Source organism: Mesorhizobium sp. M0239 (assembly GCF_040321815.1).
Classification (GTDB): domain Bacteria; phylum Pseudomonadota; class Alphaproteobacteria; order Rhizobiales; family Rhizobiaceae; genus Mesorhizobium.
In genome coordinates this window covers 108663-126344 of record NZ_JAMYSG010000010.1, presented here as the reverse complement: position 1 = coordinate 126344, position 17682 = coordinate 108663, and the positions used below count along the sequence as shown (strand labels likewise).

The window sequence follows — 17682 nt, the reverse complement described above, 5'->3', positions numbered from 1 at the left end:
CCCGTTTGTCCGAGAAAACCGGCTTCCACTTTTCGGGATCATGCTCTTGGCTTTTGGCAGACTGACGATCCTCGCGGTGTTCGTCAATGCGAGCAGCCGGCCCAAGCGACGTTGAGCCGGCTGAACTGCTTTAAGTCTTATTTTCCGGCCATCGCCTTCAGATTGGCGGCGTAGGCGTCGACGTCATCCTTGCCGATGATCTTGGTCGGGATGATGATGAGGTTGCCTTCCGGGATGCCCGACTTGTCGCCCTTGAGATAGGCAGCCATCAGCTTCATGCCCTGATAGGCCCATTCGAAGGGCTGCTGCACGACGGTGGCGGCAATGGTGCCTTCCTTGACGCCGCCCAGCGTGATCGGATCGTCATCGAAGCCGACGACGGTGATCGAGCCGAGCTTGCCGGCGTCGCGCAGCGCTTCATAGATGCGCGGCGTATTGTAGGAGTAGAAGCCGACCATGCAGGTGACGTCGGGGCTGGCGACCAGCGCGTCCTCGACGTTCTTCTTGGCGCGCGCCTGGTCGATGTCGTCGCCGCGCACGTCGATCAGTTCGATCTTGGTGCCGGCCAGGCCGTCCTTCATGCCCTGGATGCGCTCCTTGGCGTTGTCGGCGCCGAGCAGGCCGACGAAGCCGAGGCATTTTCCGCCATCGGGCATTGCCTTCTTGGCGATTTCGGCCGCCTGCTTGCCGGCATCGACATTGGACGAGCCGATATAGGCGACGCGCTTGGTCTGCGGGGCGTCCGAGTCGGTGGTGAACAGCGCCGTTTCCGAAGCGATCTTGTTCAACCCATCGGTCGAGGTCTTGGGATCGACAGCCGAGACCATGATGCCCTTGACGCCGGCGGTGACCAGATCGTCCATCAGCCGCTGCTGGATGGCGACCGAGGACTGCTCGGGATATTTGAGCTCGAGCGTATAGTCGGGCAGTTCGCCCTGCGCCTTCTTGACGCCGGCTTCGGCGGCCTTCCAGAAATCGGAAGCGCCGTTGACGACGAAGGCCAGCGTCGGCTTGTCTTGGGCGCGCGCGATTGCCGTGGCCGACAGGCCAAGCAGCAGCGCGGCCGCGGCTACGGATGCATTGCGTATCAAGGATTTCATGTTCAACCTCCCGTTTGGCTCAGTCGTTGGACCGGCCGATCTTGCACTGACCTGATTTGCCGTTTGCAGCGTGGACGCCCTCCTCCTCAAAGGGGTTCCCGGCACCGAAAGAATGGCGTCGTTCCAGCCACGATCATGGACCTTAGAGACTCATCCTTCGTTCGTAAATAGTCCGATTTGTCTGACATATCACATATCCGAGACAAGGCTCGCGGAGGTAGGATCCGCTCGCCACCGGACCATTTTTCGTACTCTCCCGCCGCCCCGGACCAACCGGGCCGGACGCGACGATCGACGGTACAGCGCATTTTTGTATTAGTAAACAGTATTAGTTTCGGGGCCATGCCAGCGGTTTCGCGGCATATCCGTGGGCGAGCCGCCGCCACGGCTGCGCCGTGGCCCAAGCCTTTTGTCATTTGAGCTTTGGCTTGTATGAAGGTCCATGGCGGATGGACCTCCGGCATACTAATAGTTATAAACGATCTTGATGATATCTCTATAAATCGACGGCGCCACGCCATCTTGCCGGCCTGACCGGCCTGCCAGACTGGGATTTGCCATGAGCGAGACGACGGATCGGGCCAGCGACACGGCGAGGCGGCGCAAGGCGGCGGCCAAGGGCACCAAGGGTCGCGTCACCATGATCGACATCGCCAGGGCCGCCGGCTGCTCGCAGGCGACCGTTTCCTTCGTGCTCAACAATTCGCCGGGGATCAAGCTGTCGCAGCAGACCCGCGAACGGGTGATCGAAGCCGCGCGGACGCTTGGCTATGCCGCGCCCGCCTTCGAGGCCCTTCACCCGGCTTTGCCTGCCTTCGAGGGGCCCGCCTTCGAAGGACTCGACGGGGTGATCGGCTTTGCCGTCGACCAGCTCGCCACCAGCCCGGAGGCCGTCGTCGCCATCGAGGGCGCGCGCCAGGCCTCGTGGAATGCCGGCAACGTGCTTCTGGTGGCGCAGACGCTGGGCGATTCCGTCATGGAGCCGCGCGCCATCGCCGCACTCACCAAGCGGGGCATTTCGGCGCTGATCTACATGACCATCTTCACCCGCGAGATCACCGCGCCCGACTATCTCTACGGCCTCGACATTCCGGTGATCCTGCTCAATTGCTACACGGCGGATTACGCCTTCCCCGCCGTGGTGCCGAGCGAGATCGCCGGCGGCCAGAGCTCGACCCGCCACCTGATCAGCCACGGCCACCGCCGCATCGCCACCATCACCGGCGAGCCGTGGATGCAGGCCGCACAAGACCGGCTGAAAGGCTACCGCCGCGCGCTCGCCACCGCCGACATCCCGTTCGACGGCGAATTGGTGGTCGAGGGCGACTGGTCGGCCAGCGCCGGCTACGCCGCGACCGTCAAGCTGCTGGCGCTGAAAGACCGCCCGACCGCCATCTTCTGCCAGAACGACCGCACAGCGATCGGCTGCTACGAAGCGCTGAAGGAAGCCGGCCTGCACATCCCGCAGGACATTTCCGTGGTCGGCTACGACGACGAGGAAATCGCCAGGCATCTGTTCCCACCACTGACCACCTCGATCCTGCCGCACATGGCGATGGGCCAATGGGCGATCGAGCAGTTGGAGGCGCCGGCAGCGCCTGGACGGGGGCGCTATCCGATCACCAAGCTGGAGTGTCCGCTGGTGGAGCGGGAGAGTGTGAGGGGGGTGGCGGCCGGCTGACACAAGATAGATTTTTTGGAATCCAACCCGTCCTCGCCCAACTGCTCCTGCGGCATACTAGTTGACGGCCTCCGTGTAGCCATCCTCCTTTAACTTCTCCAGAACAGATACGGCCTGCTGACACTGAAGGTCCGTCGGAATGCGTCGCGGGTAGCTCGCACAGCTCTCGAGTGCCTTGGCCTCGCCCGGCGAAAGCTTCCGTTTCGCGCGCCCCCATTCCAAGAGCTGTGCCCAGAATGCCCCGCCGGCTTTAGCCACTTTGATCTGCGCCTCCACGCCAGATGTAATAGACCGAGCACTCTTGGCTTGGCGCACTTCGGCACGCGCATCATCAGGATCGATCAAACAGCTGTCGAAATCACTGTCATAGTCCAGCTTTAGGCCACGCACCTCTGACCAGCATGCCTGCTTCTTCGCCCATTCACTCATGTTCCGGACGCCGGCCGGCGGCGACACAATTGCCTTAGCGGACGCCTCTCCGGCGATCAGCAGTGCCCTCATCAAGGGCTCCGGCACCGCCTGCTTGCGCCACACTGCATCCAGATCAATGATGTGCTTTCCGGATTGCATCGCATCGTGGAACACCTTTGCGATACCGTAGGTTACGATGTTGGCCCGGTAACCGCCCTCATACCAAGATTGCTTCGGGACGCTGGCCTCAAGAGAGCGGAACATTATGGCCTTGGCGATGAGGCGTTTGAACCAGACGTCATCGAACTTCGCGTCGCTCTTTGTCCAGGCGTCGCCTATCTGTTGGGCGAATTTGCCGAAGTTCTTCTGGGCGCCAGTCGACACGGTGTGCGGTTCACCGATTGTGGAGAACTCGTATTTGGCAAGATCCGTTTTCGTCAGCAGTTGTGACTTTGGAAACTCAAGCTCGAACTTTTTCCGGCGGGCATCGGTTAGCTTGGAACGCGCGTCGAGATACTGCCCTCGCGCGCGTTCGTAGAACCACTTGGTCTCCAGATGGCTGCCCTCTGCCCGCGGGGCAAGTAGGGAGCGGGAGCACTGCTCCATCCGCACATGGAAGGGGTGGTTCGCGAAGAAGTCAGCCGCATTTACCTTATTCTGCGTATTGGCGTACTCGGAGATCTTCGGAACTATTTCCTCCGATCGCTCGGGCGGAACCACCGTCAGCTTCATCTGAACGAACACGTCCTCGAGATTGTCCTTCATGGCCCTCAAGGCCGCGTGGACCGAACCAGTTGTCTGACCTCCGTTCACAATCTGGAGATTGGTAATTCGGGTCACCTGCAGGCCCGCGTCGCCCTGCGTGGTGTCCAAGGCATCGGCTGTCGCGGAGATTCCGTTGTTGTACGAGAAGAATAGCCCGGGCGTATCACGGATGGTACGCTGTATACCCTTGTTCGTGGAGGCCCTCGCCTGCAGGAAGCTTCTCACATTCGCTTCCAGCAATCTCGCGCCCCACCGATCATAGATCGCCGCAAGCTGAGGCGCCGGAATGATCATCAGGTAACTATCGAGATCAGAGCCGCGCCGCGAAGCCTTCAAGGCTGGAAGGGCGCCCCCGAACTCGCCCGCGAAGTCTATGACCATGTCCTCGCGTGCTTGACCAGATCGGTCGTACCTTTCGAAACGCGCGAGATCCCAGACATTGTAGGTGACTGGGATCCCGCCAAGATCCCCTGCCGGCATTGCATCAACTTTGCCGACGTAATGCCTGTTGGAAAGGAGGATCAACTTGACCTTTGTGACGTGCGACCACGTGGTAATGAGTAGGTCGGACACTTGGAAACCAGGACTGACCTCGTTGAGACTATCCCGAAACTCTTTCTTCCGGGCCTCCTTGAGAAAGCGAACAAGGGGATTGAACAGCGGGGGAAGATCCGACTTTCCGATGGTCTCGAATCCTTCAGAATCCTTGAAGTCGCATACTACGAGGCCAAGAACGCCGTCGGCATCACGTGGATCGCCACCGTACCCATCGATCCGCAGTCGATTTCCTTTTTCGCCACTCTCGTAGAAGGCGCGGTCGGTTGTTTCGAGCTCGCCAGCCTCGGTCAGGCGCCCTTGCACCTTGTCGAAAAACGCCTCAACAGTGAGAATGCCAGAGACGTCGGCGTCGAACCTCACTTCGGCCATCAACTCCTGATAGTAGGTCGCGAGATCAGACATTCGCGTATCCTTCTGACAACACTAATTCCAGCTTGCTCGTATCGATGGCAAAGGGTTCGCAGGTCGCCAGAGCTATCGTGTACTTGAGATCGGTAACGCCCTGCGGCAGTGGCAGGTCGACGCGGGGGAACCCGGCAGCGACCTCATGCCAAGCTGGCGAGCTGACCACCCATCGGAAATCGTTATAGTCATCTTCTTGTCGGTAGCCCGCTGCGCTCAGACACCGATCCCAATCTTCGGCGATCAACGCAGAGGCTTGGAGTAGAAATGAGCCGGCCTTCTTAACGATGTCATTGAGTGTCTCGCCGAATGGGCTGACCACCTTGTCCACAGCAAGCACGCAAAGCCAGAGTCGATGCCCTTCCACGTCGGAAAGTTGAAACTCGTTCGATATTTGCAGAAAGGGCTGTGCCGCCGCTCGACGACTCTTCACTTCGATGCAATGACCATGCATTTCGAAGTCCTTCGGCGAACCTGTGGGTCCCTTCCAGGCGGCGATCGCTGCCTGCGGGCCAATCAGCGCAACGAGGCGGATAAGCACTGTCAACTCTCCGATGAGACCCTTCTGCTCCTCTTCTGTCAGCAGATGGCCTCGCCCTCCGCGGAGCAGATGATGCCAACGGTTGGTTCGCCCAATCAGCCGATCTAACGCCTCATCCTCGGTCTTGGCGCCCTCGGCAAAGTGCACAACGTCCCGACAGAGCGCTTCAAAGAGATCCAACTGGTCCAAGTCCTTCAAGCGGAGATAGAAAGTTGGACCTACGGACAACGCGGCAAATCCAGTTTCGAGGCTTCGCAATGCAGGTAGTTTTGCGGGCTCGACCGGCGCCGATGAGAGGACCAACGCAAGAGCAGGATCCTGTTTTGGCATCACGGTCCAGAAGAAGTTCCACTTACCGAATTGGTCCACGCGACGAGAGTCGACACCACTCCTGCCCAGGCCGTTCCAAGGGCTGTCAGACTGCATCACCGGCGGCCTCCTCCTCGTCTTCATCGGCGCCGAACAGCTCCCGCATTTTTATGGTATTCACCACGTACTCGACTCGACCGCCATTGAGCTCGGAACCCGGAAAACTGATGCTCCATGCGACAACGGGATCCCCAGGAATCTTTGTCTCCCCACTTTCGGTGCCAATTTTGATGAGACGAAGTATCAGAAGCGGAAAGTCCCTAACTTCACGGTAGATCCGGTCAGGAATGGTCTTTGGGGCCGGTTGGTTACTAGCCTCGAGTTCTTTCTTGAAGGCTTCCAAAGCGGCGGCAGCCTTCAGAGGGTTAACCCCCACTTTCTCATCTCCAGGAGATCCGAGCCGGCGGCTGGATCCACTGATGGACAGTATGTCCTTCGCCAAGTCGCCGGGGCCAACATTCCGAATTGCCTGACCCAACGGCGGCCCGAGAACGAATGACCGCAATTGCGCGTCATCATCGTTCACGCTCGCCAAGAGGACGTCCCAATCCTTGAGTTCGCCGTCAAGACGCTCGTCAATGTAGCGTCCGACAAGCAGTGGATCAGTAATGGGATCCACGCGGTCATTCCGGAAGCGTATGAGGAAGTCCCGGACCAGTGCCACCGACACCTCGCGGAAAAGATAGCCGCGGGGAACCTTCGTTGAAACATCTGCGACGAAGCCGGCCGCGCGTAGTTCTTCGACGAACGCCTGTGCGACCCTACGATTGTGCCTAAGCGTATCCTCTACGGAGGACAAGCGTGTCGTTTCTATGAACCTGTTGGCGAGACCAACCTTCATGGGGATGAGCTGACCGGAGCCCATCTTGTTCCTCGCGGTCACTATCAGTGTTTCTGGGTGGCTCCGCACCGCCAAGCCGAAGTCCTCTGGCGTCGCCTTGGCTAGCTCCATGCGCTTGAGGTCGAGCTGCAGCTCGTCCATCGCCTCGGAGATATGAGCATACCAACCCACACCTTCGGTTGGCATCCAGATACGACAAAGGTCTTCATAGCCGTTCCGGTACCCGAACCATCTCCCCATCTGCATGAGCGTGTCGTACATCATGGAGTTTCGCAGGAAATACGACACTGTCAGGCCCTCTAACGTGAGCCCCCGAGAAAGCGAGAACCCGCCTACTGCGATGACCGTAAGACCGAACTCGCCTCCAATGTCATAGCTCAATGGGCTCGAGGTCTTGCTGCTGTTCACTTCGATGACTTGTGCTGCGGCGAGAACCTCATGCAGCCCTTCCTGAATTTCTGACCACTCGGGACCGTCGTCGAGTGCCGCAAATTCGAGTTCCCATGCATCGCGAAGCGCGGCGATCTCCGGATTGTTGAGTGCTGCAGCGCCTTTGCCAGCGTCGACCGTCACCGCGCTTCTGATATTGCCCACAAGATCCGCGATCTGACCTCTCAGCTTTCCCTGAATTCCAGTAAAGCGGGACGCGTTGACTAGCATCGAAGCATGCTGACCCTGCTGTCCTCTGGCATTCCGGATCGCTCTCGCGACAAGGAAGGTTCGGACTGCAATGACAAGACTTGGGGGCAGATCGGGTAGTTGATGATCGATCTTGTGTCCGATCGGCAGAGTCTCGACATTGTCCGTTATGTGGCGGACATGCTGATCTCGATTTTCCACAAAGACTTTGTGTGCGCCGAAATAGTTGGTGGGTGCATCGAGCCCGATGATGAAATGGCGAGGAAATAGATCCTGCTTGAAGACCTCATCCTCCCTATCTGGGTCAATGAATATATTAGCGAATGGTGTTGCCGTGTATCCCACGTAACAGCTGCGACGAAACAGGCCGAGCAGTTCTCGGATCTGTCCATTGATCCTCGCAACCTCATCCTTGCCATGCTTGATGTTAATGGAGGCGTTGTCGGCTTCGTCGTCGATCAACAGCATGGGCTGTTCGACCAACTCCGATGCTGATGCCATCGAGTGTTCGCTCAGCCACTCGACCAGATTTTTCAACGTGCTGGCGTTCTTCTTGATAACCAGGATGACCGGCACGTTGTAGGAGCCGATCTGACTGGTGTTGGTGGTGGCGGTCGCCTTGTTAAAGTCCCTGATGCTGTTGGTCAGGGAAACCGGAAAATGGCGCTGGTCGAAATTACCGACGCCAATGATCTTTTGCTTTTTCCCTTTGTCGACGGAGGCCAATCGAGCCGTGTCACGGCCTATGAAACCCTCATCCAGTCTGGCCTGCGTTTGATTGCGCAGATTGTTATGGATGCCCGCTATGACGATGATGAGCCGATATCCAGCGTCGGCGGCCTTGCATACCAGGCCGGTGTAGTTGGCGGTCTTCCCGCTCTGGACATGGCCCACCACCATGCCCCTTCTGCTCCAACTGCTCATGTCCCTCGGATCGCCCAACCGATCTAGGATCTTGTCTGTGACTTCGTCCGTCGACCGTATGACGCCGGGAGGAAGCCCGTTCTTGCCTAGCAGCTGGCGATATCGATCCCAGTAATATGGGTCTATCAGACCTCCAATCTTCGCATCACGGAGCCAAGGTTTGAAGTCGGAGGCATCGACGATTGCGCCGAGCCCCATGGAAATTCCATGTTTCTCTTCCAGGAGCCGGGCGAGCTGCTCAGCCTCGACGTCGCTGACCTTCCCAGCGTACATCCGCATCTGGCGAAATTCGGCAATGATCTCCCGGATGGTCTGACCTGTGGGTCGGATCTCGCCTGCCAGCTGGGCAGAGACAATATCTTCAAGCTTCTGCAGATCTTGATTCATATTCGTTCGGCGCCCCCAACGCCTTGTCGATAATACGCCTTGTAGCGTCCCATGAAGATCGGAACGGCTCTATATCCTTGAGCATGCTAGAGATGGTTTTGGCGTCAAGGCCTCGATGGAGCAAGCGATGCAGTGTGGCCGTAACGGCCTGAGCCAGTGCACTCTCATCTACTTCGTCAGTAGCAATATGCTCAGCGGAACCAGCCATGTCTGCGTGCAATGCATCAATCGGCAGTGATGCTCCTACCAAGGCAACGCAATTGAAAAATCCGGCCCTGAGCTCCACCGGAAGGCTATCTGCAAACTCGGTGAAAGCAGGGTGCTCTGAGTTGGGGCGATATCGAATGGTGTCCCCCACCAACACTCGGTGCCACAATGGCATCCTGCTCTCGTCGACGAGCTTCTGTCCTCGGCGCTTGTACGTTCGTCGAGATCCGTCAGAAATCCTTTCAAGTACCTTTTTCAGCCGCTCCCTGACGATCGGAGGCAGTTGGGCGGAGGACTTCTTGACGTCAATGTTCCATTCCGAATCCATGCTGTTTGGAATGTCGACACGCACGCGACACAGTTTTATCAATTCCGATTGACGGCAAAGTCCAAACCAAGTGCCGTGGAGGATCAGTCGACGACCGCGATAGAGGTAAAAGCCTTGCGACTTGAGATGGCCTTCCGGTCCGCCGATCTCGTCCCATGCCGTCTGCGTCATTTGCTTATGATGCGGTAAGGTCACGCTTTGGATTACGACATCGCCGTTTTGCAGGTGGAGCAGATCTTCGGGATCCTTGATCGTCGCCGGGTGGTCGAGAGCGAAAGGGTCTATGGGCTTGAGTAATCGTCCATTCAGTAGGAGTTTCAGGGACGACGTCGCCCCCCCCATGAACCGATGAAAGACCAGCCGGAGTTGTCGCTCCGCAGAGGCCATCCGACGATTGATCTGTTCAGCGCGTTTCGCGTGATCGTGCGCGAAGCCGCCGGAAATCCGATCCAGCTTCTGCCAGAGCACCAGCGTCCCTGACTGCCCGATCTTCTCTGCCCAGATGTGGTTGCTCGGATCGGCAGCGAGCTGGATCTCCCAACGATTGGTTTCTGCGATCCTGTCTAGATCCCAAGCCGCAGACGATGTGACCCCATTCTTCTTGGTGACCACGGTAAGCTGACGACACTGTGAGAAGCTCGCACTCTTCATGCCGAGACCAAATCGGCCAAGGTCGAGATTGTGACGGACGGCCAGTGGATTTTGACTGCCGGGCCGCATTGCAGCAACCAGCTCCGCTTCCGTCATACCGTCACCGTCATCGAGGACGCCGATGGCAGGCTCGTCTGCGGCGGTCTCGGTGAGTATTTCCACTCGCCGAGCTCTAGCAGTTATCGAATTATCCACAATGTCGGCCAGTGCGGTCTCAAGGGAATACCCGATATCGCGAAGTCCCTCGATCAACGACGCAGCATGCGGCGTTGCGTCAGCCAATCGCTCCCCTGCAAACTTATTCATGTACTTTCACGTATTATTGTCTTGCACGCCTTTGAACGCTATTCGCGGGCTCTATGCAATACTAATTCGATGCTTATTCGGTCTCTGCCGTAAGCTTGGCCATCCACGATCGTAGGTTTGGTCCCGGCTCAGAAACCGTTTCGTGTCTGCGAAGGCGAAGACGGGCAGAAGGGCATCCGCAATCTGCCGCGCAAGAAAGGGGGGAACTGCATTTCCCACCTGGACATATTGCTGCGTCCGGGTTCCTAAGAACACATAATTGTCAGGGAACGTCTGGAGCCGAGCCGCTTCTCGAACAGTCAGACTGCGACATTGCGCGGGGTCAGGGTGAATGAAGTAGTGCCCGTCCTTCGAAATGTGGCTCGTGACTGTCGTTGACGGCCGACCCGCCAGCTGGACGCGGAAGCGGTCACTGAACTTCCCAGTGGACCAGTTCCGATGATTTGGGGCCAGGGCCTGTGGGAAGTCTGACGCGTTCGGGCTGACGCCGAATGCCCGACCATAGCATGCTGCGAACAGATAACGTCCGAGATCGGATGGCATATGCCCACGGGTTTTATTCTGCGGAAGCCTGTTTAAGCGCGAGTCAAGAAGCCATGTCTGCAGATCAGGCGGGCAGGCGGCCGGCAAGACCAAGCCACCTTCGACATCACCACCTCTGGAAATAATCGACTGGTACTCACTCTCCAACCGAGCAAGTTCGGTACGAAGGGCTGCACGCTTCACAGAGGACAGATCCGCTACGGCCTGCTTGACCATCTTGGTCGCCTCTTTCATAGCGGCTTCCCACGCATCGTCACTGTCAGACTTGCTGAGGCCGCTGCGCATGCGCGGCATACCGCTCAAAGCCATCGAGACGGAGACGGCCGCCGGTTTGCGCTCCAAATGCGGGTGCAGTTGCTTCGGCAGACCATCCACCACATCCTGCCTGAGGCCGACTACAATTACTCTATGCCGTGCTTGGGGCACACCATATTGCTCCGCGCGCACCACAAAATCCTGCGGGCGCGTCTCCTCGGTCGACCGTAGGAACTCGGTGCCAAGGGCAAAGAGCTGGTAATTGTCCTTCCCACCGGCATTCCTCAAGTCCTTCATGACCTGCCCGAATATAGCGTTGCCTTGAATGGTAGCTGACAGCATGCCCTTCACGTTTTCCATCACGAAGGCAGCGGGCTCGAGATATTCCAGTACTTTCACGTACTCGTCATAGAGAAAATTTCGATGATCGAGTTCAGGGTCATATCCGGCGATTCCACTGTTTCTTGCCCTCCCGACAAGAGAATAGGCTTGGCAGGGAGGCCCGCCGATAAGCAGCGTCCGTCCGCCGTGTTGCTCCCGGATCGCCGCGAGGCGGTCTTGGAGGAAGCGTGTGCACCCATTGTTGCCTAGTTCCATACAGCGGGCCTGATCCTCCGCTATCGCCCATTCCTTTGGAAAGACTTTCTTCCAGTCCGGCTCTTCGACTTTCCCATTGAGCCAAGCGTAGTACTCTGGAGGAAATGTTTCGAACTGGTGCAGGAATGCTCGCATCCGGAGTGTTCGATGGGCGGACTCCTCCTTTTCGATCGACAGGCTGATCCTATATCTTCTCTTGCCATCCAGTCCCCGGCAGGCAGAGAATCCCTCACCTAGGCCGCCCGGGCCGGAGAAGAGGTCCACGATGGCTATCGGATCGGACATGCATTGATCATTCATCTTGAAGGAACTCTGCTCACGTCATCCCAGGTTTCGTTTTGAAAGTAAAGGTAGGCCAGTAATGGACGTCGTTGACGCCGCAACTCGATCGAGGATGATGGCGGGTATAAAGGGGAAGAACACCCGACCCGAAGTCATGCTTCGCAGGGCATTGCACTCGAGAGGCATACGCTTTCGCCTTCACACGACCAAACTCCCCGGCCGGCCTGATATCGTCTTTCCCCGCTTCGGCGCCGTCTGTTTCGTGCATGGCTGCTTCTGGCATCGACATGCAGGCTGCGGGTTTGCCACAACACCGAGGACACGTGGAGAATTCTGGCAGTCTAAGTTTCTGGCGAACGTCGATCGCGATCGGCGAAATCAGAGAGAGTTGATAATCGCCGGATGGAGAGTGGCTGTGGTATGGGAATGCGCGTTGCGGGCTCGTGGGGTCGATACTGCCGCTGCTGGGCTGGCACACTGGTTGTGTGGCACGAGTTCCCGCTTTGAACTCGGTGGAAACTGATACTTAAAACCCATTGTCCCAAGCAATGATACTGTGCTTCGTTACAGACCAAGCGCTGGTTTCGGAAAGAAAACAGCAGCATTTTTAAGAGCCTGACCTGGCGCACCCGACAGGATTCGAACCTGTGACCTCTGCCTTCGGAGGGCAGCGCTCTATCCAGCTGAGCTACGGGTGCTCTCAGGATCGACGATCCGGAAAACGAACCAGCCGGTGAACCGGCAAGTCACGGCTTCTTAGCGGAAGCCGGGGCGAGCTTCAACGGGCAATTGGAGATTGGCGCGGCGACTTGGCTCGGTGCGTCTGGGCTACGACCCATCCAGCTCTTCGCAGGCTCAGGGCGTTCGTAGTTCGAAAAGCCAAGCAATTGGCTATTTGTCCGCTGCGCGGACCACTACTCACCCCGCCTCACCCCTGCACCGTCCGCCGCCGGCGCACCGCACGTTTCGGCTTCTTCGCGCCGGTCAGCTCGTGCATCGCGTCCAGCTGCATCTGCTGCATTTCGGCCAGGCGTGTCCATTGGCGCGAGATGAGGTAGTCGAGCTTTTCGTGCAGATGGCGCACTTCGAGCTCGGCCTTGAGGTTGACGCGGTAGTCGTTGAAGGAGCGCAGGCGGTCCTTGGACTCCTGCCGCCTCTGGCTCATCATGATGATCGGCGCCTGGATGGCGGCGATGCAGGAGAGCAGCAGGTTGAGCAGGATGAAGGGGTAGGGATCGAAGGCGCTGCTCATGCCGGCGATCAGGTTGATGCCGATCCACACCAGCAGCACGCTGCCAAACGAGATCAGGAACCACCAGCTGCCGCCGAAGGCCGCCATGTTGTCGGAGACGCGGTCGGCGAACGTCCGGTGCTCCTCGAATTCCTCTTCCGAGTTTTCGGAAATGGTGTCTTGTCTCGCAATCGATTCGACCACCTGGCGGTCGAGCTCGGAGAATTCGCCGTGCTCCTGCTGGGGAAGCTCCTCCATGTAGCGCATGCGGTAGCGGCCGAGCTCGGCGCGGCTGATGCGGGCGCCGGCCGGCAGGTCGGGATGGTCCGACCGGATGCGGTCGGCGAGGCTCGGGCGCAGCGTGTCGATGCGCACCAGATCGCGCTTGCGGAATTTGCGGCCCGATATGGCCGACGGTTTTTTCTTCGGCTTGCCGCGGTGGGCGCCTGGGCCCGCAGGTTCGGAGTCCGGCACTTCGGGCGTCTCGAAGTGCTCGTCCGACACCGGATCGGCCTCCAGCTCGCCAAGGATCGGCGCCTCGAAATATTCGCCGCCGCTGTCGTGCTGGTTGTCTTCCGCCTGCTCGGGCGTTTTGGGGACGGTGCTCATGATGCGGGCTCCTGAGGGTGCTGGGCGACGTATGCCGCAACATCGCCAGCATCGCGACGGATTTTCGTGGGACTACAAGTGTTTTTGATCGAGGGCAGGAGGCGATGGGCTTCGATGCTGCCGGCAGTCCACTCTTCGCAGGCTCAGGGCGAGGTTCGAGATTGCCCAACTTCGTCATCCATGGGCGGAGCGGGAGCGAAGACCGGAGGGCCATGCCATAAGCTGTCGCTTGCGGTGAAGAACTTGTCCGATGTTAGCGCCAATCACCCCCCTCTGTCCTGCCGGACATCTCCCCCGCAAGGAGGGAGATTGGCTGTCATCCCGGCTTTCGCCAATTTCCACCGTCACATGAGTGAGCGTAGCGCCGAAGCCGCTGATCTCCCCCCTTGCGGGGGTTGAGGAGCGGTCCGCGCAGCGGGCGGAAAGCCAATTGCTTGGCTTTCCGAGCGACGAACATCCGGCAGGACAGAGGGGGGGTGCTGTCCCGCCAACGTGCGCAAGGTTCTGCACGGCGGCGGGCAATAAAAAACCCGCCTTGCGGGCGGGTCACGTTTCCAGTGGATCAATTGGCGCGACTCAGCACCATACCCAAAATAGTAGCGTAGCTGCCCTCACCAGTCAAGAAAAAATTCCTATCCGTCACCGCGCACCCAGACGCGAACCGCGCCGCGGCCACTACTGCTCGGCGAACATCAGCCTGGTCTTGGCGCCGTCCGCCGTCGGCGACAGGCTCCGCTGGATCAACGCTTCGACATGGTCGTTGCGCTGGCGGGCTGAGTCGGCGCCCATCACCACGACGATCAAATTGCGGCCGTCGGCGTTGTAGGAGGTAACGATGTTGAAGCCCGAGGCCCTGATGTAGCCGGTCTTGATGCCGTCGACGCCGCGCACGCGGCCGAGCATGTCGTTGTGGCCGCGCACCAGCCGGCCGCGGAACATGAAGTCGCTTTCGGAGAAATAGTGGAACTGCTGGGGAAAGCGCTGACGCAGCGCCATGCCGAGCACCGCCATGTCGCGCGCGGTCGTCATCTGGCCATCGTCGGGCAGGCCCGACGCATTGCGGAAAATGGTGCTGGTCATGCCGAGCTGGCGGGCTTTGGATGTCATCGTGGCGGCGAACTGGACCTCCGAGCCGCCGAGATATTCGCCGACCGCCACGGCCACGTCGTTGGCCGATTTGACGACGATGGCGCGGATCGCCGAATCGACGTCGATGCTTTCGCCGCGCCGGAAGCGCAGCTTGGTTGGCGGCTGCGAGGCGGCGTTGTCCGACACCGGGATCTGCGTCTGCTTGCTGACGCGGCCGGACTCCAGCGCCTCGAACAAAAGATACAGCGTCATCATCTTGGTCAGCGAGGCCGGGTAGCGCTGCGCCGTCGAGCTGACCTCGAACAGCTGCTTGCCGGTCCTGGCGTCGACGACGATAGCGGCATATTTCTGCGCCGGCGCCGGCACGGCCAGCACGCTGTCGGGCGGCGTCGTGGCGCAGCCGGCAAGCAGCACCAGCAGGGCGAGTGCCGCAAAAACTCTCTGGATGAGCGGAAGGGGACGCAGGTTGGACAAGGGCAGGACTGTTCTGGGTCGGCTGTTGCTGAGATGAGACGAAGCTAACGTAACGCGGCTGTTGCGTCCATTTGGTTAATGGCTGACAGTCCCAGGATTGTCGAGGGCATCGATGTGGTTCCTCGCCCCACGAAGTGGGGAGAGGTGGCCGCGCAGCGGACGGAGAGGGGATTTCGTCGGGCGCCATCTCCAAACGAAATGTATCGCAACCTTACCTGGCACGGCCGGCGCCGTTCCCCCGCTCCGTCTCGGCTCCGCCGAGCCACCTCTCCCCCACATTCGTGGGGGCGAGGAACCCAAGCCTGCGAAGCCGCCCCGAAAACGCCCGTTTCCCGTGTCTTTCCTTGCCAGGGCCGCGTTTCCCGTGGGAAGGGGCGTGGTATCTCAGGGCTTGGGGGCTTGCATGACGAACATCGGGGCCGGGGGCGCTGCGCCCTCGCTTATCAGAGCATCGCTCAGCCGCACCGGCAAATGGGCCGGCAGCGTCGCCTTTATCGGGGGTGCCGTATCAGACATCCTCAATCCGCTGGCGCCGTTCGCCGCCTATATCGCGCTGATCGCCGCGGTGGCCGCAATCATCATCGCCATTGCCATCGTGCTCAGGCTGGTGCTGGCGGCCAGAGCGCTGCCGGCCTTGATCTTCGCCACAACAGCGGCGGCCGTCGCCGGCGGCGTCTACGGCCTGCAGCAGCAGACCAACGCCCAGAACGGGGTGATCGCAAGCCTGGTGCCGGCCATTGCCGGGCTGCAGCAGTCGATAGGAATCGTGTCCGAAAAAGTGGCCAAGATCGAGCAGACCGTCACGCAGACGCAGAAGACGGTCGAACAGCTCAAGCAGTCGACCGACACGGTGGCGAAGAAGACCGATGAGATCGCCTCAGCACAGCAGCAGCAGACGCAGCAGACGGCGGAAGTGCAAAAGACCACCGACGAGGTGAAGAAGCAGAACGAGACGCTGGCCGCCGGCCAGGCGCAGCAGCAGGCCCAGACCGAGAAGCTGCAAGCGACGACGCAGCAGATCGCCGCCTCGATCGACACCATTGCCAAGGGCTTTGCCGCCTTGGCCGTACAAGGCGGGGCGATCGCCGAGCCGAAGCGGCCGGACGAGTTCTACCACAATGCCCGTGTCTACGAGCTGTCCGGCGACATGCTCAATGCACGGCGCTCCTACCTTGCCTTTGCCGGCTTCGATGTCGACGCCATCGATCCCTACACGCGCTTTGCCACGCTGCTTCGGGTGCAGGACGGCAAGGCCGGCGCCCGCGAAGTGTTCGGCGCGCTTGCCGACAAGGGCAAGGCGCTGTCGATCAAGCTGGTGCATGTCCAGCAGTTCGACGACGCCCAGCGCGTCGACAAGCTCAACGCCTTCATATCAGCCAATCCAGATTTCGCGCCGGCCTATTTCCTGTTGGCGCAGGAGTTTTCCGAAGACCGGCTCGGCGCCCAGACGCTGGCCGACAAGCGCAACGAGGCCAAGGCGCTGACCAAGTTCACGTCCTACGAGAAGGATGGCGGGCTGCTCACATATTTCGTCGACCAGACGCAGCTGGCCGACTGGCTGGACCGCAGCCGCAGCCGGCTGGCAGCGCTTGCCGACGTGCTCGATCCCGCCCGCTTCGTGCCTTCGCTGACGCCGATGCGCTCCAACCAGGGCTGGTCGATGACCATCTCGCTGCCGGAGCCGGCGACCGCCATCTCGTGGCGCATGGGCGACAGCGGTCCGTTCACCGACACCGGTTTCCTGGCCATGAACGACCAGACCACCGGCAAGCCGATGGCCAATCCGAGCTTCGAGATGCCCGACAGCACCGTGGCCGGCATCATCGCGATCAAATATCTCGACATCAGGGGCCGCGAGACCGGCCCGTTCGACATCCGCTTCGACCCGGAGGCGGCACTCCAGCAGGGCAACAAGCAGATCCTCGACCAGTTCTGGACCTCGTGGATCGCCTTCGATGCCAGCGGCAATCACGGGCTGGTCTATTTCACCCAGATGCTGTCCTACCGCTGCGCCATCAAACAGGTGCACTACAGCCTGAACGGCGCGGCGCTCGACAAGGAGATCAAGATGCCGCGTTGCGACAAGAAGGACCCTTACGCCATCCCCTACGACTACCAGCCCTATTTCAAGGTCGCCGACAGCGTGAAATCGATGTCGGTGCAGGTCACCTACACCGACGGCACCAAGTCGCCGGTGCGGGAATACAAGCGGCAGTAGGAGGCGGCAGCGCCATTCCCCTCTCCGTCTCGGCTTCGCCGAGCCACCTCTCCCCACTTTCGTGGGGCGAGGAACCGCCAACTTCGACGGCCAGCCTTGCAGAATTTGGGTTCCTCGCCCCCGCAAAGCGGGGGAGAGGTGCCTCGCGTAGCGAGGCGGAGCGGGGGCAGCGCCGACGTTCGGCGATTAGTCGCCACCCTCATTCTGATGCAAAAATGCCGATTGCGGTGCTTGCGCAGCCACCGCCGAACAGGCCAGTTTGCGCCTGCAGAAT

General features: G+C 59.8%; 11 protein-coding genes and 1 tRNA gene. 3 read left to right on the top strand and 9 right to left on the bottom strand.

The window, feature by feature from the left end; genetic code table 11:
- Positions 1-137 precede the first annotated feature (137 nt).
- Positions 138-1100 carry a sugar-binding protein gene (locus tag NKI99_RS12780; RefSeq protein ID WP_023810675.1) on the bottom strand — a complete coding sequence of 321 codons (963 nt, stop codon included), beginning with the start codon at positions 1098-1100 and terminating at the stop codon, positions 138-140.
- Between the two features lie 559 nt (positions 1101-1659).
- On the opposite strand from NKI99_RS12780, the gene NKI99_RS12775 reads away from it, so the two are divergent.
- A complete protein-coding gene (locus NKI99_RS12775) occupies positions 1660-2781 on the top strand; it encodes a LacI family DNA-binding transcriptional regulator (RefSeq protein WP_352611006.1) in 1122 nt (373 codons plus the stop codon).
- 57 nt (positions 2782-2838) lie between these two features.
- Here NKI99_RS12775 and NKI99_RS12770 read toward each other — a convergent pair whose 3' ends face one another.
- The 5 genes from NKI99_RS12770 to NKI99_RS12750 are packed head-to-tail and all read right to left on the bottom strand — an operon-like array spanning position 2839 to position 11790.
- Positions 2839-4917: an AIPR family protein gene (locus NKI99_RS12770; protein WP_352611004.1), complete on the bottom strand. Its 2079-nt coding sequence runs from the start codon at positions 4915-4917 to the stop codon at positions 2839-2841.
- Positions 4910-5884: a PD-(D/E)XK motif protein gene (locus NKI99_RS12765; protein WP_352611002.1), complete on the bottom strand. Its 975-nt coding sequence runs from the start codon at positions 5882-5884 to the stop codon at positions 4910-4912. Before NKI99_RS12765 ends, NKI99_RS12770 begins: the two co-directional genes overlap by 8 nt.
- Positions 5874-8618 (bottom strand): Z1 domain-containing protein, encoded by a 2745-nt coding sequence (locus NKI99_RS12760; protein WP_352611000.1) that lies wholly within the window; start codon positions 8616-8618, stop codon positions 5874-5876. The genes NKI99_RS12765 and NKI99_RS12760 overlap by 11 nt, the downstream gene beginning before the upstream one ends.
- Positions 8593-10110, bottom strand: coding sequence for an ATP-binding protein (locus NKI99_RS12755; RefSeq protein WP_352610998.1), 1518 nt, complete (start codon positions 10108-10110; stop codon positions 8593-8595). The genes NKI99_RS12760 and NKI99_RS12755 overlap by 26 nt, the downstream gene beginning before the upstream one ends.
- A gap of 51 nt (positions 10111-10161) precedes the next feature.
- Positions 10162-11790 (bottom strand): DNA cytosine methyltransferase, encoded by a 1629-nt coding sequence (locus NKI99_RS12750; protein WP_352610996.1) that lies wholly within the window; start codon positions 11788-11790, stop codon positions 10162-10164.
- A gap of 76 nt (positions 11791-11866) precedes the next feature.
- Here NKI99_RS12750 and NKI99_RS12745 point away from each other — a divergent pair, with 76 nt between their 5' ends.
- Positions 11867-12310: a very short patch repair endonuclease gene (locus tag NKI99_RS12745; protein ID WP_352610994.1), complete on the top strand. Its 444-nt coding sequence runs from the start codon at positions 11867-11869 to the stop codon at positions 12308-12310.
- Between the two features lie 98 nt (positions 12311-12408).
- Here NKI99_RS12745 and NKI99_RS12740 read toward each other — a convergent pair.
- The 3 genes from NKI99_RS12740 to NKI99_RS12730 all read right to left on the bottom strand — a co-directional run bounded on the left by NKI99_RS12740 (position 12409) and on the right by NKI99_RS12730 (position 15190).
- Positions 12409-12485 (bottom strand) — tRNA-Arg (locus NKI99_RS12740).
- A 230-nt stretch (positions 12486-12715) separates the two neighbouring features.
- The gene (locus NKI99_RS12735) at positions 12716-13627 is read right to left on the bottom strand and encodes a DUF1003 domain-containing protein (RefSeq protein WP_352610992.1); all 912 of its coding nucleotides are present in this window, start codon (positions 13625-13627) and stop codon (positions 12716-12718) included.
- 675 nt (positions 13628-14302) lie between these two features.
- Positions 14303-15190, bottom strand: a complete 888-nt coding sequence (locus NKI99_RS12730) for a D-alanyl-D-alanine carboxypeptidase family protein (protein WP_352610990.1) — start codon at positions 15188-15190, stop codon at positions 14303-14305.
- A gap of 403 nt (positions 15191-15593) precedes the next feature.
- Between NKI99_RS12730 and NKI99_RS12725 the strand changes: the two genes are divergently transcribed.
- A complete protein-coding gene (locus NKI99_RS12725) occupies positions 15594-17408 on the top strand; it encodes a methyl-accepting chemotaxis protein (protein ID WP_352610988.1) in 1815 nt (604 codons plus the stop codon).
- Positions 17409-17682 lie beyond the last annotated feature (274 nt).

Excerpts from the sequence above, each read along its gene's own strand:
- NKI99_RS12780 (WP_023810675.1), bottom strand. The coding sequence starts at position 1,100 with ATGAAATCCTTGATACGCAATGCATCCGTAGCCGCGGCCGCGCTGCTG.
- NKI99_RS12775 (WP_352611006.1), top strand. The coding sequence starts at position 1,660 with ATGAGCGAGACGACGGATCGGGCCAGCGACACGGCGAGGCGGCGCAAG.
- NKI99_RS12770 (WP_352611004.1), bottom strand. The coding sequence starts at position 4,917 with ATGTCTGATCTCGCGACCTACTATCAGGAGTTGATGGCCGAAGTGAGG.
- NKI99_RS12765 (WP_352611002.1), bottom strand. The coding sequence starts at position 5,884 with ATGCAGTCTGACAGCCCTTGGAACGGCCTGGGCAGGAGTGGTGTCGAC.
- NKI99_RS12760 (WP_352611000.1), bottom strand. The coding sequence starts at position 8,618 with ATGAATCAAGATCTGCAGAAGCTTGAAGATATTGTCTCTGCCCAGCTG.
- NKI99_RS12755 (WP_352610998.1), bottom strand. The coding sequence starts at position 10,110 with ATGAATAAGTTTGCAGGGGAGCGATTGGCTGACGCAACGCCGCATGCT.
- NKI99_RS12750 (WP_352610996.1), bottom strand. The coding sequence starts at position 11,790 with ATGTCCGATCCGATAGCCATCGTGGACCTCTTCTCCGGCCCGGGCGGC.
- NKI99_RS12745 (WP_352610994.1), top strand. The coding sequence starts at position 11,867 with ATGGACGTCGTTGACGCCGCAACTCGATCGAGGATGATGGCGGGTATA.
- NKI99_RS12735 (WP_352610992.1), bottom strand. The coding sequence starts at position 13,627 with ATGAGCACCGTCCCCAAAACGCCCGAGCAGGCGGAAGACAACCAGCAC.
- NKI99_RS12725 (WP_352610988.1), top strand. The coding sequence starts at position 15,594 with ATGACGAACATCGGGGCCGGGGGCGCTGCGCCCTCGCTTATCAGAGCA.